Origin of the sequence: Streptomyces tricolor, assembly GCF_002155905.1 — a bacterium.
In the GTDB taxonomy this organism is placed as follows: domain Bacteria; phylum Actinomycetota; class Actinomycetes; order Streptomycetales; family Streptomycetaceae; genus Streptomyces; species Streptomyces tricolor.
This window is the reverse complement of the sequence record NZ_MUMF01000525.1, coordinates 1-15,254: the sequence shown is the minus strand read 5'-3', so window position 1 is coordinate 15,254 and position 15,254 is coordinate 1. Positions and strand designations below refer to the sequence as shown.

The following is a 15,254-nucleotide window of genomic DNA, read 5'->3' as shown; positions in this document are numbered from 1 at the left end:
GCGGGCGCGGTGGCGGGCGGTCTGCTGACCGGCTGCGGCACCGCGTCCGCCGGGCGGCCGGCGCCGCTCGCCTCGCGGGCGCCCGGCTGGGCCGTCCGCCCGTTCGGCCGTCATCTCGCCTTCGGCCCCGACCCGCGCAGCCGGATGCGGATCTCCTGGCAGGTGCCGTCCGCGGTGCGGCGGCCGTACGTGCGCGTCGGCCTGCGCCCCGACGACCTCGGGCGCCGGATCGCGGCCGAGCTGCGCCCGCTGCACACGCCCGGGGTACGCGGGGTGCGGCCGGCGCTGGAGCAGTACTACGTGCACGCGGCCGTGGACGGCCTCGCGCCCGGGACGACGTACTACTACGGTGTCGGCCACGACGGCTGGGACCCCGCCGCGCCCGCCCACCGCGCGTCCCTCGCCTCCTTCCGCACCGCGCCCGCGCGTCCGGAGCGCTTCGTGTTCACGGCCTTCGGCGACCAGGGCGTGGGCCGGGCGGCGCAGGCGAACGACGGTCTGCTGCTGCGGCAGAAGCCCGCCTTCCATCTGCACGCGGGCGACATCTGCTACGCGGACGCAAGCGGCACGGGCCGGCCGACCGACGGCTACGACCCCGCCTCCTGGGACCTGTTCCTGAAGCAGAACGAGCCGGTCGCGCGGTCCGTGCCGTGGATGGTGACGACCGGCAACCACGACATGGAGGCCTGGTACTCGCCGGACGGCTACGGCGGCCAGCTGGCCCGGTTCTCCCTGCCGGAGACCGGCTTCGACCCGCACGGCACCCCGGGCGCCTACGCCTTCACCTACGGCAACGCCGGCTTCGTCGCTTTGGACGCCAACGACGTGTCGTACGAGATCCCCGCCAACCTCGGCAACAGCGGCGGCCGGCAGACGGTTTGGCTGGACCGGACGCTGCGGCGGCTGCGCGCGGACGACGGCATCGACTTCGTGGTCGTCTTCTTCCACCACTGCGCCTACTCCACCTCGCAGCACGCCTCGGACGGGGGCGTCCGCCGGGAGTGGCTGCCGCTGTTCGCGAAGCACCAGGTGGACCTGGTGATCAACGGGCACAACCACGTGTACGAGCGCACGGACGCGATCAGGGCCGGACGGGTCGGCCGGGCGGTGCCCGTCGGCGGCTCCACCGACCCCGGCCGGGACGGCACCGTGTACGTCACGGCGGGCGGTGGCGGCCGTGACCTGTACGGCTTCCCCTCGGGCGTGCGGGACAGCTACGAGGGTCACCTCACCCGGCACGAGCCCGTGCGGACCTTCGCCTGGGCGAAGGGCGGGGACCGGGCGCCGGAGACCGTGGAGTGGTCGCGGGTGCGCTACACCGGCTTCTCGCTGCTGTCGGTGGAGGTGCGGGCGGGCGCGTCGCCGCGGCTCGCGGTGTCGGCGCTGGCGCAGGACGGGCGGCGGATCGACCATTTCGAGGTGCGGCGCGGCGGGTGAGGCCGCGCCGCACCCGCGGGATGCGGCTCCCGGCCGGTGGTCCGGCTCAGTGGCCGGTCGCGCCGCCGTTGTCCCGGCGGTCCAGGGCGCGCTGGAGGGCGGCGGCGGCGTTCTTGCGGTCGGACTCGCTCGTGCGGGTCACGTGGCGGACTCGGCGGCGGACGGTCGTCTCGGCCATGGCGATCGACTCCTTGGGCATACGTGGAGCACGGCAGTTGGGGGGTACGAGACGCCGGAAGAGGCGGGAAGCCACGGCCGCAGGGGTTGCCTGCACGGGGCCCGGCTCACGACCGCCATTCGCTGGATGGAGCGAGACGTTCGGCTCCTTTCAAATTAGGGGAGCGGCCCGCGTCTGTCTGCACAATTACTCGGACTTCCTACTATCTGAGACGGTGGACCGGGTCACACCGCCCTGAGCTGGGGCTTCGCGCGTTCGGGGGTACTCCGTCCGAGGGAGCGCAGGATCCGGACGAGGGCCTGCACGGGGGTGGTGGCGGCCAGTTCGGGGGTGGTCGCGTAGCCGACGCAGCGGTACGGCCGGTCCGGCCCGAGGTCGGTGATCCGCACCGAGGGCGGGGCGTCGGTGAGCGACAGCGCGGGCATGATCGCCATGCCGAGTCCACTGCCCACCATGGACAGCACCGCCCCGTCGTCCTCGGCGGTGACCGTCGCCGCCGGGATCCAGTCCTGGGCGGCCCACCAGTCACGGGTGTAGGAGCCGCAGTTCTCCGTCCAGTCGACGAGCGGCAGGGAGCGCGGCTCCGGGTGCCCGACCGGGTGCACCAGGGAGTACGGCTCCTCCAGCAGCACCCCGCCGACCAGCCCGGGGGGCAGCGCCGCCGGGCTGCCGAGGGTGGCGATGCCGAGGTCGGCCCGGCCGGCGGCGACCTCGCCCGCGGTGCCCGGGCCCAGTTCGCGCACGACGGTGACGGTCACCTCGACGCCGGGGTGCAGGGCGGCCAGCCGGTCCAGGGCGGGCGGCAGCAGGTGGAGGGCCGCGCTGCGGAACGCGGCGACCCGCAGCCGGCCGGCGACCTCGCCGGTGTCCGCGCGCCGGACGTCGGCGGCCATCGCCTCCAGCAGGCGCAGCACGCGGCGCGCGTGGGCGGCGGCCCGCTCCCCGGCGGGCGTGGGCCGGGCGCCGAACCGGCCGCGCTCGAACAGCACGGCGCCCAGCTTGCGTTCGATGCCGCGGACGGCGTGGGAGACGGCGGACTGGGTGGCCCCGAGCCGGGCGGCGGCGCTGGAGAAACCGCCCTCCTCGGCCACGGCGACGAGGATGCGAAGCTCCTGCGGGGCAAGATCGGTTGCGCTCACTCGGGGTCTCCCACCTGCTGCTATGAGCCGGTTTCATGGACCGGCCCGTTCCATGAGCCCAACCCTTCGCCCGCGCCGGGGATTCCTCCGTACGGTCCCGTCCCATGACCGAGACCGCGCTCACCGTGCACCAGACCGCCCGCCCCGCCGGCTTCCCGACCGCCGCCCACTTCCGCTTCGCCGAGTCCCCGGTCCCCGCACCGGCGCCCGGCACCGCCCTGGTCGAGAACCTGTACTGGTCGGTGGACCCGTACCACCGCGAACTGATGGACGGCGGCTTCGCGCTGGACGCCCCGCTGGAGGGCCGCACGCTGGGCCGGGTGACGGCCTCCCGCACCCCGGACCTGCGCGAGGGCGAGATCGTCTTCCACCGGCAGGGCTGGCGCACCCACGCGGTGGTCCGCCCCGAGGAGGTCCGCCGGATCCCGCACCACCCCGGCGTCCCGCTCTCGGCCCACCTGGGCATCCTCGGCGGCACCGGCCTGACCGCGTACATCGCCCTCACCCGGATCGCCCGGCTGCGGGCGGGCGAGGACCTGTTCGTCTCCGGCGCCGCGGGCGGGGTGGGCACGGCGACCGGCCGCTTCGCCCGGCTGCTCGGCGCGGGCCGCGTGACCGGCAGTGTCGGCAGCCCGGAGAAGGTGCGGTACGTGACGGAGCACGCCGGTTACGACGCGGCCTTCGACTACCGCTCCGCCCCGGTCGCCGGCCTGCTCGCCGAGGCCGCCCCCGCCGGCATCGACGTCTTCGTGGACAACGTCGGCGGGGAGCAGCTCGGCGCGGCGATCGGCGCGCTGCGCGAGCGGGGCCGGGTGGTGCGGGTCGGCACGATCAGCCAGTACAACACCCCGGACGCGCCCCCGGTGCTCTTCGACCACGCCGAGGTGGTGGAGAAGAGCCTGCGCATCGAGGGCTTCCTGGTGAAGCACCACCGGGACGCGCAGGAGGAGCTGTACGACTTCGCCGTACCGCATCTGCGCAGCGGGGCGCTGGTGGCGGACGAGACCGTGCTCGACGGGTTCGAGCGGATCGTGGAGGCGTTCCTGCTGATGCTGCGCGGCGGCAACATCGGGAAGATCCTGGTCCGCGCCTGACGTGCCGTCAGGTGACGTCGCCGTCCCGCCAGTCGAAGACCAGCTCGCCGGCCGGGTCCAGCGGGCCGGCGAGGGCGGGCCGCAGAAAGACGTCCCCTTCCTCCTCCGGCATGCGCACGATCCCGTCCGGCGACAGGGCGTGCACCTGACCGGGCCACCGCTGCCAGCCCCGGGCCGTGTACAGCAGGGCGCCCTCGTCGCTCGCGGACAGCGCGCCGAGCTGGTAGGCCCGGTCGATCACCCGCTCCAGCTCGGCCATCACCCGCCCGCCGAGCCCGGTGCGCCGCACGTCGGCCCGCACCGCGACGGCCTCCACGTATCCCGTGCGCAGCCAGCGTCCCCGGTGCCGCACCCGGCGCATCACGACGGCACCGTGCGCGGCGAGCCCGGCACCGTCCCGGAGCAGCGCGTGCATGCCTCCCAGCCCGTGCTCCCAGTCCTCGTCCGAGAAGTCCCCGTCGAACGCGTCGTCCAACAGGGCGCGTACGGCACGGAGTTCGTCGGGGTCGAGGTCGGCGGTGTGGGCGAGGCGGAGGTCGATGGTCATGCCCCCAGTATCGCATCTAACCTCTAAAATCATCTTGACCAGTTAGGCATGACCGTGCTGGACTGCCGCCATGCCCACTCACCGGATCCACCACCGCACCGTGACCGTCCGCGGCCTCGACGTGTACTACCGCGAGGCCGGCCCCGCCGACGCCCCCGTCCTGCTGCTTCTGCACGGCTTCCCGAGCAGCTCGCACATGTTCCGCGACCTGATCCCGCTGCTCGCCGACGGCTACCGGGTGATCGCCCCGGACCACATCGGGTTCGGCCGGTCGGCGGCGCCGGACGCCTCCGTCTTCCGGTACACCTTCGACGAACTCGCGGCGGTCACGGAGGAGTTCACCCAGCTGCTCGGCCTGGAGCGGTACGCCCTCTACATCCAGGACTACGGCGCCCCGATCGGCCTCAGACTCGCCCTCGCCCGTCCCGACCGGGTGACGGCCGTCGTCACGCAGAACGGCAACGCCTACGAGGAAGGGCTCGGCGCCGAGGCGTGGGCGCCGGTGCTGGCGCTGATCGAGAGACGCACGCCGGAGACCGAGGCGCCCGTGCGGGAGATCTACACCCCGGACGGCGTCAAGTGGCAGTACCTGCACGGTGTCCCGGACCCGAGCCTGGTCAGCCCGGACGCCTACGAGCACGACGCCGCCCGGCTCGCCCGCCCCGGCCAGACCGCGATCCAGCTCGACCTGATCTCCGACTACGGCAGCAACTTCGCCCTGTACCCGGCCTTCCACGCCTACTTCCGCGAGAGCCGGGTCCCCTTGCTCGCGGTCTGGGGCGCGCACGACGAGATCTTCGTCCCGGAGGGCGCACTCGCCTTCCGCCGGGACCTCCCCGAGGCGGAGATCCACCTGCTGCCCACGGGCCACTTCGCCCTGGAGACCCACGCGGACCAGATCGCCTCACTGATGAGGGACTTCCTCACCCGCCGCCTGCCCTGACACACCCGGGCTCCAGCCGGTTCCGTGCAGTGCGCACGCCAAGTGCAAGCAGATCCGAACGCGTTCCTCCGGCGAACAGTCGGAGAGAACGGCCCTCAGCTGTCTCATGATCAGCAGATCGCGGCACACCTTCGCCAGCGCCAGGAGAACGCCGAGCAGCAACACCAGGACACCGGCCATCTCCAGGGCTGTCACTCGTACCGCCTGCGGATCTCGGTGGCGACTGCTGCGAGACCGAGTTCCCCCGTTTCTCCTCGGCACCAGCTGGCCCGCAGACATCTCAGAACAATCGAGGCGTCACCGAGATCGATCCGCTCGGGGTGTGGTTCGCGGTGGCCACTGGGGCTGCTGTCGACGCCCTCCCGCTCCGCCGTCATACCGCTTCGGCGCAACGCGTCGGCAACGTCCGTGGCAGGCACCCCGCAGCACCACTCGATGACGATGTCATGGGTGTGGTGTGTATAGGTGTTGGCCCAACCGTGAGACCGGGCTGCCGTGTTGATCAAGAGGGGCCTGCGAAGCACCCGGCTGAACAGCAGATCACGCGCGGCGGCCCGGGGGCGCGTCCTCCCGTCACTCACCCACTCGGCAAGCTCGTCGCCCTCGGGACGTGAGAGCCGGGTCGGTGCGTCGGCCCAGATGCGCGTGATGCCCCTGTCGCGACCGGGCAACGACGGCTGCCACCCCGGGTCGGCGTGCCTCAGACAGACCACTGCCGAACTCGTCGCGTCGACCAGCGCCCATGCGCCGTGCCGGCGTTCCAGTCTCAGCCCTGGAACACCACGGATCCCTCCGTAGAACGCATCGAAGCGCGGCAGCAGTGCGGCCACGACGACGTTCGCCATCGTGGGATGCAGAGAGAGCGTGAGGCGGTCACCGTCCGGGAGAGCCCCTTGGAATCCCAGAACAGCCCCGTCGAGCTGGCCGTCACGAAGGGGATCGGTCAACGTGTGCGCGATCAGCGCCTCGAATCGCCGCTGTTCGGGAGAGCGCGCGTCGGGTACGGGCAGCCGTCGGGAGATGCGGCCGGTCTGAGCCCATTCCCAACAACGGTTGTACTGCACACCGGTAGCACGGTGGCAGGCCCGCGCGGCACGTCCGAAGTTGTCCTGCTTCTTGGACATACGTCCTCCTGCGACCTCCCGGCATGGTCACTGAGGAGAGGCGTACATCCTGACAGCTTCCGTGGAGTACAGGTGGGTTCGCGAGAGCCCTTCGATCCCCTCGGGGTTGCCGGGACCCCGAGTACAAGGAACACGTCTGCCTGCCGACGCCATCCCAGAGTAGCAAGGGAAACAGCGTCTCGACCCGGAGTTCGTTCCGGTGGGCTCGGTCGTCGCGGGCGGAATGGCGACGGGCCGGGGAGTCCGATCGTGGTCGGACTTCCCGGCCCGTGGTCGGGGGGCTGGAGGTCAGCCCATGTGCGGGTAGGTGTAGTCGGTCGGCGGGACCAGGGTCTCCTTGATGGCGCGGGTCAGGGTCCAGCGCTGGAGGTTCTGGGGGGCGCCGGCCTTGTCGTTGGTGCCGGAGGCCCGGCCGCCGCCGAAGGGCTGCTGGCCGACGACGGCGCCGGTCGACTTGTCGTTGATGTAGAAGTTGCCCGCGGCGAAGCGGAGCTTCTCCATCGTGTAGGCCGCGGCGGCACGGTCGTTGGCGATGACCGAGCCGGTCAGGGCGTAGTCGGAGACCGACTCCATCTGGGTCAGCATCTCGTCGTACTTGTCGTCCTCGTAGACGTACACCGCGAGGATCGGGCCGAAGTACTCGGTGGTGAAGACCTCGTTCTCCGGGTCGGTGCACTCGATGACGGTCGGGCGGACGAAGTAGCCGACCGAGTCGTCGTAGCTGCCGCCCGCGACGATGGTGCAGGTCGGGTCCTGCTTGGCGCGGTCGATCGCGGCCTTGTTCTTGGCGAACGCGCGGTCGTCGATGACGGCGCCGATGAAGTTCGACAGGTCGGTGACGTCACCCATGGTCAGGTAGTCGACCTCGGCCGCGAACTCCTCCTTGAAGCCCGAGTTCCAGATGGAGGCCGGGATGTAGGCGCGGGAGGTGGCGCTGCACTTCTGGCCCTGGTACTCGAAGGCGCCCCGGGTGAGGGCCGTCTTCAGGATGGCGCGGTCGGCCGAGGGGTGGGCGACGAGGAAGTCCTTGCCGCCGGTCTCGCCGACCAGACGCGGGTAGGAGCGGTACTTCTCGATGTTGTTGCCGACCGTCTTCCACAGGTACTGGAAGGTCTTGGTCGAACCGGTGAAGTGGATGCCCGCGAGGTCCCGGTGCTCCAGGGCGACCTTGGAGACCTCGATGCCGTCGCCGGTGACGAGGTTGATGACGCCCTTGGGCAGGCCCGCCTCCTCCAGCAGCTGCATGAGGAGGACGGCCGCGTGGGTCTGGGTCGGGGACGGCTTCCAGACCACCACGTTGCCCATCAGGGCGGGGGCGGTGGGCAGGTTGCCGGCGATCGCCGAGAAGTTGAACGGCGTGATCGCGTAGACGAAGCCCTCCAGCGGGCGGTGGTCCAGCCGGTTCCACACGCCCGGGGAGTTCGCCGGGGGCTGCTCGGCCAGGATCTGGCGGGCGTAGTGGACGTTGAAACGCCAGAAGTCGACCAGCTCGCACGGCGTGTCGATCTCCGCCTGCTGGGCGGTCTTGGACTGGCCCAGCATGGTGGAGGCGGCGATCGTCTCGCGCCACGGGCCGGCCAGCAGCTCGGCGGCGCGCAGGATGATCGCGGCGCGGTCGTCGAAGGACATCGCGCGCCAGGCCGGCGCGGCGGCCAGGGCCGCGTCGATGGCGTCCCGGGCGTCCTGCTGGGTGGCGTGGCGGCCGGTGCCGAGGACGGACTTGTGGTTGTGCGGCTGGACCACCTGGAACGGCTCGCCGCCGCCCATCCGCTTCTCGCCGCCGATGGTCATCGGCAGGTCGATCGGGTTCTCGGCCAGCTCCTTGAGCTTGACCTCCAGCCGGGCACGCTCGGGCGAGCCGGGGGCGTAGCCGTGCACCGGCTCGTTGACGGGGGTGGGGACCTGGGTCACAGCGTCCATGAGATCCGTAACTCCTTGTACGTGAGCGGGTGTGCGGGCTCAGCCCTTGCTGACCATGGAACGGAGGAAGAACCGGAGGTTGGCCGGCTTCTCCGCCAGGCGGCGCATGAAGTAGCCGTACCAGTCGGTGCCGTAGGCGGTGTAGACGCGCATGCGGTGGCCCTCGGCGGCCAGCCGCAGGTGCTCGTCGCTGCGGATGCCGTACAGCATCTGGAACTCGTACTCATCGAGCTTACGGCCGGCCTTGTGGGCCAGCTCCTGTGCGATGGCGATGAGGCGCGGGTCGTGCGACCCGATCATCGGGTAGCCCTCGCCCTCCATCAGCGTCCGCAGAATGCGCACGTAGGCCTTGTCGATCTCGTGCTTCTGCTGGTAGGCGACCTCGGCGGGCTCCTTGTAGGCGCCCTTGACCAGGCGGACGCGGCTGCCGGACTCGGCGAGGCGGCGGGCGTCGGCCTCGGTGCGGAAGAGGTAGGCCTGGATGACGCAGCCGGTCTGCGGGAAGTCCTTCCGCAGCTCCTCGTGGATGGCGAACATCGAGTCCAGGGTGGTGTGGTCCTCGGCGTCGAGCGTCACCGTCGTACCGATGGCGGCGGCGGCCTCGACCACCGGCCGGACGTTGGCGAGGGCCAGCTCGTGGCCGCCGGGGAGGGCTTGGCCGAACATCGACAGCTTCACCGACATCTCGACCCTCTCGCCCAGCTCCAGCCGACCCAGGTGGTCGATCAGCTCCAGGTAGGCGTCCCGGGCGGCGGTGGCCTGCTCGGGCGTGGTGATGTCCTCGCCGACGACGTCCATCGTCAGCTCCAGGCCCTTGGCCGTCAGGTCCTTGATGATCGGGACGATGTCGGCCACGGTCTCGCCGGGGATGAAGCGGTCGACGACCTGCTTGGTCACCGGGGCCGCCGAGATCAGGCGTCGCATCCGGTCGCTGCGCGACGCGGCGAGAATCACGGGACCCAGCACGGGGCACCTCCACAGACAAGCACCGAAACGGCCATCACCCGACCATTCGGGTACGGCACGGAGAACCACCGTGAAACCTAAGGATCTCTCCGATCGTCGGCCATCGACAGCTGTCACGCATCCGTGCCCGGGATCTCAGACAGATGTATGAAGGCGGCCGGGGAATGGGGGAGAATGCCCGAGTGGCGGCTGAATTCAAGGCGGACTATCAGGAGCTGGTGGACGAGATCTCCGAGTTGCTGGGCGCGCCCGCGACCCTGGAGAACCGCGACTTCGAGCTGATCGCCTTCGGCGCCTACGACAGCGAGGACGAGCTGGACCCGTCCGCGCTGGACCCGGTGCGCACCCGCTCGATCCTGACCCGGCGCTCCACCGCCACGGTCCGGGCCTGGTTCGAGGGGTTCGGCATCACCCGCGCGACCGGACCGGTCCGCATCCCGGCGAGCACCGAGGCCGGTGTCTACCGCGGCCGGATCTGCCTGCCGGTCCGTCATCGGGGCGTGGTCCTCGGGTACGTCTGGCTGCTGGACGGCGACCCGGGGCCGACCGACGTCCAGCTGGCCGCCGCCATGGGGGTCGCGGGCCGGATCGGCGCGCTGCTGGCCGACGAGGCGGAGGCCGGGGCGGGGCTCAGCCGGGAGCTGCGGGCGGTGCTCACCGCGGAACACGGCTGGCAGCAGGACATGGCGGTGGCCGACCTGCGCACCGCCCTGGGGCCGCGCGCGGACGGCCCGCACACCCTGGTCTGCGTCGCCCCCTGGCCGTCGGCCGACCCGGACGACGCCCCGGCCGCCCGTACGATCCCGCACGCCGCGGCGCTGTGCACGCTGCCGTGGGGGCCGTCGGGGCAGAGCCTGGCGCTGCTGGTGCGGCTGCGGACCACCGAGACCAGCGGCCCCGCGCTGGCGGCGGCCACCCGGCTGCTGAAGGAAGCCGGAACGGCCCGCGGCGCGGCGCGCGGGGCCGGCGCGCGGGTGGCGGCGGCGGTCGCCGCGGGCTTCACCGCGGGGGCCGCGGGCACCGGCTGCGCGGCGGGGGTCGGCGAGCCGCGCACCGGCCTCACCGAGCTGGCCACGGTCTGGCAGGAGGCCTCGGCGGCGGCGCGGGCCGCGCTGGCCGAGCCGCGGTTCGCGCCGGTGGCGGAGTGGGCGCGGATCGGGGCGTACCGGCTGCTGACCGCGCTGCCGCCGGATGCCGCGCACGACCGCGTGGTCGCCCCGCTCCTCTCCCCCGCGCACCGGGAGCTGGCCCGCACCGCCGAGGTCTATCTCGACTGCGCCGGGCAGGCCGGCCGCACCGCCTCCGAGCTGGGCATCCACCGCCAGACGCTCTACTACCGGCTGTCCCGGGTGGAACAGCTGACCGGCCTGGACCTGGACGACGGCGAGGACCGCCTGCTGCTGCACATGGCACTGAAACGGGCCCGGCTGTGACCCCCTCCCGCGTCACCGCCCGGGGCCGCACCGCGCAGGGGAGCGTGTCGTAGGCGGACGGGCGCGCGGGCCAGCGGGCGCCGATGTGGCCGTCGGGGCGGACGAGCAGGGCACCGTCGGGCCCGGAACCGCAGCGGCCGGCGCGCTCCCCGGCGAGCGGGAGAACCGCCTGCTGCCACACACGGCACTGAAACGGCCCCAGCCGCGGCCCCCTCCCGCGTCACCGCCCGGCGGCCACCGCACCGGTGAGCGCGCCACGGAGAGCAGGGCACCGTCGGGCCCGGAACCGCAGCGGCCGGCGCGCTCCGGTGACCGGCCGCACGCGGTTCAGCCGAGCGCGGTCTCCCGGACCGTCCGCCGCAGTCCCTCGGTGAGCTGCTCGGCGGTGGTGGCCGAGTCGGGGTCGAAGAGCCACTGGACCATGAGGCCGTTGAGAAGGGTCTGGTAGAGGCGGCCCTCGGTCTCGACCGTCTCCTCGTCGAGGTCCGCCTCCGGGATGCCGGTGAACATCGCCGCGAGCCCCGCGCGGCCCTGCCGCTGCGCCTCGGCCAGCAGCGTGCGCACCTCCTCCAGCCGCTCGTCCTGGAACATCAGCTCGAAGCTGAGCAGCCAGATCGCCCGCGACTCGGGGACCGTACGCAGGATCCCGGTCCACACCTCCTGGAAGCGCTCCAGCGACCTCGGCGGCTCGGTCACCTCCCCGTCGAGCCCCGGGTCGAACCGCTCCCCCAGGCCCTCGATCAGCGAGATGTACGCCCGTACCAGCAGCGCGTCCTTCGAGCCGTAGTGGTAGCCGATCGACGCCAGGTTGGTGCCCGACTCCCTGACGACGTCCCGCGCGGTCGTGCGCAGGAAGCCCTTCTCCAGCAGGCAGCGCTTGGCGCCTTCCAGCAGATCCTCACGGTGTCCCATGCCGCCACCCTACCCGCGATCCATACAGCCGTCCTAGACAGACGAATGAGACAGATGAATAAGACGGATGAATAAGACGGATGAATTAGACGATCGAGTAAGACGATCGAGTAAGACGAGCGTCCTAGACAAGCGTTTAAGACGTCCGTACAGTCCTCCGCATGACGACGAACCTGACGAGCGCCGCCGCCCCCGTCCGCGCCGGACGCCGGGAATGGACCGCGCTCGCTGTGCTGATGCTGCCGCTGCTGCTGGTCTCGATGGACGTTTCGGTCCTCTACTTCGCGACCCCCGCGATCAGCGCCGACCTGCGGCCGAGCGGCACCCAGCAGCTGTGGATCTTCGATGTCTACGGCTTCGTCCTGGCCGGCCTGCTGATGACGATGGGCGCGCTCGGCGACCGCGTCGGCCGCCGCCGGCTCCTCCTGACCGGGGCCGCGGCCTTCGGCGCCGCCTCGCTCCTCGCGGCGTACGCGAACAGCGCCGAGACCCTGATCGCGGCCCGCGCGATCCTCGGCATCGGCGGCGCGACCCTGATGCCGTCCACGATGGCCCTGCTGCGCACGATGTTCACCGACCCGGCCCAGCGGGCGAAGGCGATCGGACTGTGGTCGGGGGTGATGACCGGCGGCGTCGCCCTCGGCTCGGTGATGAGCGGCGTCCTGGTCGAGCACTTCTGGTGGGGCTCGGTGTTCCTGGTCAACCTGCCCGCGATGGCGCTGCTGCTCGTCCTCGGCCCGGTGCTGCTGCCCGAGTCGAAGAACCCCGGCCCCGGCCGCTTCGACTGGCCGAGCGCCTGGCTGTCCCTGGCCGCCGTGCTCCCCGTGATCTACGGCCTGAAGGAGATCCCGTCCGAGGGCTGGCAGCCGCGGTACGTCCTCTCCCTCGCCCTCGGCCTGCTCTGCGCGGCCCTCTTCGTCCGCCGCCAGCGCGCCGGCGCCTCCCCGCTGATCCCGCCGGCCCTCGTCCGGAGCCCCGGCTTCACCCCGGCGCTGTTGCTCACCGTGGTCGCCGCGTTCGGGATGATGGGCTCGGCCGTCTTCACCACGCAGTACCTGCAGTCGGTCCTCGGCAAGAGCCCGCTGGCGGCGGCGCTGTGGAGCCTGCTGCCGTCGGTGCTCATCGGGATCGCCGGACCGGTCACCGCCCAGCTCGTCCAGCGGGGCGTCCACCGCGGGTACGTCGTCGCCGCCGGCTTCGCGGTCAGCGCGGCCGGTTTCGCCCTGCTCGCCGGCGCCGGCACCGACTCCCTGTGGCGGGTGCTGGCCGCGGCCGGCCTTCTGGCCTGCGGTGCGGTCATGGTGATGTCCCAGCTGACCGACCTGGCGATGAGCGGCGCGCCGGTGGAGCGGGCGGGCACGGCCTCCTCCCTCCTGGAGACCGGCACCGAGTTCGGCGGCGCGCTCGGCATGGCGGTCCTGGGCTCCGTCGGTACGGCGCTGTACCGGCACGAGATGCCGGCCACGGCTCCGGCCGAGGCCCGCGAGACCCTGGGCGGCGCCCTGGCCGACGCGGCCGGCCTGCCCGGCCGGGCCGGCGCGTCCCTGCTCGCCACGGCGCGGGAGGCGTTCACCAGCGGCATGCGGGGGGCGGCCGTCGCGGGCGCGGTGACGCTGGTGCTGGCGGCGGCGGGCGCGGCGGTGAGCCTGCGGAGGACCGGGGCCGGACAGGACTAGGGCCTGTCCGGCACAGGAAAAACGCCGGCCGGGCTGAGGATCCTCAGCCCGGCCGGCGTTCGTGCACAGGCGGGTCAGACCAGGTTCACCGAGCGCGCGGACGTCGCACCGATCTCGGAGGCCACCTCGGCCAGCACGGCGGAGCCCACCGTGTCGTCCACGGTCAGCACGGCCAGCGCCTCTCCGCCCACCGCCGCGCGGGCGACCTGCATGCCGGCGATGTTGATGCCCGCCTCACCCAGGATGCGGCCGACGGTGCCGACGACACCGGGACGGTCCTCGTAGCGCAGCACCACCATGTGGTCGGCGAGGGCGAGGTCGACGTCGTAGTCCCCGACCGCGACGATCTTCTGGACGTGCTTCGGACCGGCCAGCGTGCCGGAGACCGACACCTCCTCGCCGGTGCCCAGCGTGCCGCGCACGGTCACCACGTTGCGGTGGTCGGCGGACTCGGAGCTGGTGGTCAGCCGCACCTCGACACCGCGCTCCTGCGCGAACAGCGGGGCGTTGACGTACGACACCGTCTCGTCGACGACGTCCTCGAAGACGCCCTTGAGCGCGGACAGCTCCAGCACCTTCACGTCGTGCTGGGTGATCTCGCCGTAGACCTCGACGTCGAGGCGGACCGCGACCTCACCGGCGAGCGCGGTGAAGATCCGGCCCAGGCGCTCGGCGAGCGGCAGGCCCGGCTTGACGTCCTCGGCGATGACCCCGCCCTGGACGTTCACGGCGTCCGGCACCAGCTCACCGGCGAGGGCGAGGCGGACCGACTTGGCGACGGCGATACCGGCCTTCTCCTGCGCCTCGTCCGTCGACGCGCCCAGGTGCGGGGTGCACACGACCTGGTCCAGCTCGAAGAGCGGGGAGTCGGTGCACGGCTCCTTGGCGTACACGTCGAGGCCGGCGCCGGCGACCCGGCCCTCCTTCAGCGCCGCGTACAGCGCCGCCTCGTCCACGATGCCGCCGCGCGCGGCGTTGACGATGCGCACGGTCGGCTTGACCTTGCGCAGCGCCTCGTCGCCGATCAGGCCGAGCGTCTCGGGGGTCTTGGGCAGGTGGACGGTGATGAAGTCGGAGACCTCCAGCAGCTCGTCCAGGGAGAGCACCTTGACGCCCATCTGCGCGGCCCGCGCGGGCTGCACGTAGGGGTCGTAGGCGACGACCTTCATGCCGAAGGCGGACATGCGCTGCGCGACGAGGGCACCGATGCGGCCCAGGCCCACCACGCCCAGCGTCTTCTCGGCCAGCTCCACGCCCGTGTACTTGCTCCGCTTCCACTCGCCGTTCTTCAGCGCGGCGTTGGCCTGCGGGATGTTGCGGGCGGTGGAGAGGATGAGACCGCAGGCCAGCTCGGCTGCGGTCACGATGTTGGAGGTGGGGGCGTTGACGACCATCACGCCGGCCTTGGTGGCGGCGGAGACGTCGACGTTGTCCAGGCCGACGCCGGCCCGGGCGACGACCTTGAGCTGCTTCGCGGCGGCGATGGCCTCGGCGTCGACCTTGGTGGCCGAGCGGATCAGGATCGCGTCCACGTCGGCGATGGCCGGCAGCAGTTCGGCGCGGTCCGCTCCGTTGCAGTGCCGGATCTCGAAGTCCGGACCGAGTGCGTCGACGGTGGCGGGCGACAGCTCTTCAGCGATGAGTACGACGGGTTTCGAGCTCACGTGAGTCCTCACATGTGCGATGCGGACGGCCGTCCCGACGGCCGCAGGCGGAGGAGGGGGGCTAGCCGCGGAAGACGCACGACGCTGTGGGCCTGACGCGTGTTGTGCAGAAGTGTAGTGGCGTGGCGGGAGGCGCATTACGCCGCCGCGGAAGGATCACCCGGACGAGAAACTCCATTTTGTACGGGGTCCAGTGCGGAAGTCCCGTGGCGGTGCCCCCC

The 15,254-nt window shown here is 72.2% G+C and carries 13 protein-coding genes; 5 read left to right on the top strand and 8 right to left on the bottom strand.

Annotated features, from left to right (window positions below; translation table 11 throughout):
- The coding region (locus tag CCN44_RS32505; protein ID WP_086701754.1) for a purple acid phosphatase family protein at positions 1-1,437 on the top strand (1,437 nt) is incomplete at its 5' end.
- A gap of 46 nt (positions 1,438-1,483) precedes the next feature.
- On the opposite strand, the gene CCN44_RS47520 is transcribed toward CCN44_RS32505, so the two are convergent.
- Together CCN44_RS47520 and CCN44_RS32495 are read right to left on the bottom strand one after the other, a co-directional pair.
- Positions 1,484-1,615 (bottom strand): hypothetical protein, encoded by a 132-nt coding sequence (locus CCN44_RS47520; protein WP_086701751.1) that lies wholly within the window; start codon positions 1,613-1,615, stop codon positions 1,484-1,486.
- 224 nt (positions 1,616-1,839) lie between these two features.
- Complete coding sequence (locus CCN44_RS32495) at positions 1,840-2,754, bottom strand: LysR family transcriptional regulator (protein ID WP_086701748.1); 915 nt, start codon at positions 2,752-2,754, stop codon at positions 1,840-1,842.
- A 104-nt stretch (positions 2,755-2,858) separates the two neighbouring features.
- On the opposite strand from CCN44_RS32495, the gene CCN44_RS32490 reads away from it, so the two are divergent.
- Complete coding sequence (locus CCN44_RS32490) at positions 2,859-3,848, top strand: NADP-dependent oxidoreductase (protein ID WP_086701745.1); 990 nt, start codon at positions 2,859-2,861, stop codon at positions 3,846-3,848.
- Positions 3,849-3,855: 7 nt separating this feature from the next.
- On the opposite strand, the gene CCN44_RS32485 is transcribed toward CCN44_RS32490, so the two are convergent.
- Positions 3,856-4,428 carry a GNAT family N-acetyltransferase gene (locus CCN44_RS32485; RefSeq protein WP_414820533.1) on the bottom strand — a complete coding sequence of 191 codons (573 nt, stop codon included), beginning with the start codon at positions 4,426-4,428 and terminating at the stop codon, positions 3,856-3,858.
- 37 nt (positions 4,429-4,465) lie between these two features.
- Here CCN44_RS32485 and CCN44_RS32480 point away from each other — a divergent pair, with 37 nt between their 5' ends.
- On the top strand, positions 4,466-5,338 hold the full coding sequence (locus CCN44_RS32480) for an alpha/beta fold hydrolase (protein ID WP_086701738.1): 873 nt from the start codon (positions 4,466-4,468) through the stop codon (positions 5,336-5,338).
- Between the two features lie 191 nt (positions 5,339-5,529).
- Here CCN44_RS32480 and CCN44_RS32470 read toward each other — a convergent pair whose 3' ends face one another.
- From CCN44_RS32470 to CCN44_RS32460, 3 genes are all read right to left on the bottom strand, one after another.
- On the bottom strand, positions 5,530-6,462 hold the full coding sequence (locus CCN44_RS32470; RefSeq protein WP_086701731.1) for a hypothetical protein: 933 nt from the start codon (positions 6,460-6,462) through the stop codon (positions 5,530-5,532).
- A 288-nt stretch (positions 6,463-6,750) separates the two neighbouring features.
- Positions 6,751-8,382 carry an L-glutamate gamma-semialdehyde dehydrogenase gene (gene pruA, locus CCN44_RS32465; protein WP_059252758.1) on the bottom strand — a complete coding sequence of 544 codons (1,632 nt, stop codon included), beginning with the start codon at positions 8,380-8,382 and terminating at the stop codon, positions 6,751-6,753.
- Between the two features lie 39 nt (positions 8,383-8,421).
- A complete protein-coding gene (locus CCN44_RS32460; RefSeq protein ID WP_059252757.1) occupies positions 8,422-9,348 on the bottom strand; it encodes a proline dehydrogenase family protein in 927 nt (308 codons plus the stop codon).
- A 164-nt stretch (positions 9,349-9,512) separates the two neighbouring features.
- On the opposite strand from CCN44_RS32460, the gene CCN44_RS32455 reads away from it, so the two are divergent.
- The gene (locus CCN44_RS32455; protein ID WP_202430313.1) at positions 9,513-10,781 is read left to right on the top strand and encodes a PucR family transcriptional regulator; all 1,269 of its coding nucleotides are present in this window, start codon (positions 9,513-9,515) and stop codon (positions 10,779-10,781) included.
- 327 nt (positions 10,782-11,108) lie between these two features.
- Here CCN44_RS32455 and CCN44_RS32450 read toward each other — a convergent pair whose 3' ends face one another.
- Positions 11,109-11,693, bottom strand: a complete 585-nt coding sequence (locus CCN44_RS32450) for a TetR/AcrR family transcriptional regulator (RefSeq protein WP_086701728.1) — start codon at positions 11,691-11,693, stop codon at positions 11,109-11,111.
- Positions 11,694-11,854: 161 nt separating this feature from the next.
- On the opposite strand from CCN44_RS32450, the gene CCN44_RS32445 reads away from it, so the two are divergent.
- Positions 11,855-13,369 (top strand): MFS transporter, encoded by a 1,515-nt coding sequence (locus CCN44_RS32445; protein ID WP_086701725.1) that lies wholly within the window; start codon positions 11,855-11,857, stop codon positions 13,367-13,369.
- A 74-nt stretch (positions 13,370-13,443) separates the two neighbouring features.
- Here CCN44_RS32445 and serA read toward each other — a convergent pair whose 3' ends face one another.
- Entirely contained in the window at positions 13,444-15,033 is a 1,590-nt protein-coding gene (serA, locus tag CCN44_RS32440; RefSeq protein ID WP_059252753.1) for a phosphoglycerate dehydrogenase, read from the bottom strand.
- Positions 15,034-15,254 lie beyond the last annotated feature (221 nt).

Bases quoted from the DNA above. Each gene is read 5' to 3' on its own strand.
- CCN44_RS47520 (WP_086701751.1), bottom strand. From the start codon at position 1,615: ATGGCCGAGACGACCGTCCGCCGCCGAGTCCGCCACGTGACCCGCACG.
- CCN44_RS32490 (WP_086701745.1), top strand. From the start codon at position 2,859: ATGACCGAGACCGCGCTCACCGTGCACCAGACCGCCCGCCCCGCCGGC.
- CCN44_RS32485 (WP_414820533.1), bottom strand. From the start codon at position 4,428: ATGATTTTAGAGGTTAGATGCGATACTGGGGGCATGACCATCGACCTC.
- CCN44_RS32480 (WP_086701738.1), top strand. From the start codon at position 4,466: ATGCCCACTCACCGGATCCACCACCGCACCGTGACCGTCCGCGGCCTC.
- CCN44_RS32470 (WP_086701731.1), bottom strand. From the start codon at position 6,462: ATGTCCAAGAAGCAGGACAACTTCGGACGTGCCGCGCGGGCCTGCCAC.
- pruA (WP_059252758.1), bottom strand. From the start codon at position 8,382: ATGGACGCTGTGACCCAGGTCCCCACCCCCGTCAACGAGCCGGTGCAC.
- CCN44_RS32455 (WP_202430313.1), top strand. From the start codon at position 9,513: ATGGGGGAGAATGCCCGAGTGGCGGCTGAATTCAAGGCGGACTATCAG.
- CCN44_RS32450 (WP_086701728.1), bottom strand. From the start codon at position 11,693: ATGGGACACCGTGAGGATCTGCTGGAAGGCGCCAAGCGCTGCCTGCTG.
- CCN44_RS32445 (WP_086701725.1), top strand. From the start codon at position 11,855: ATGACGACGAACCTGACGAGCGCCGCCGCCCCCGTCCGCGCCGGACGC.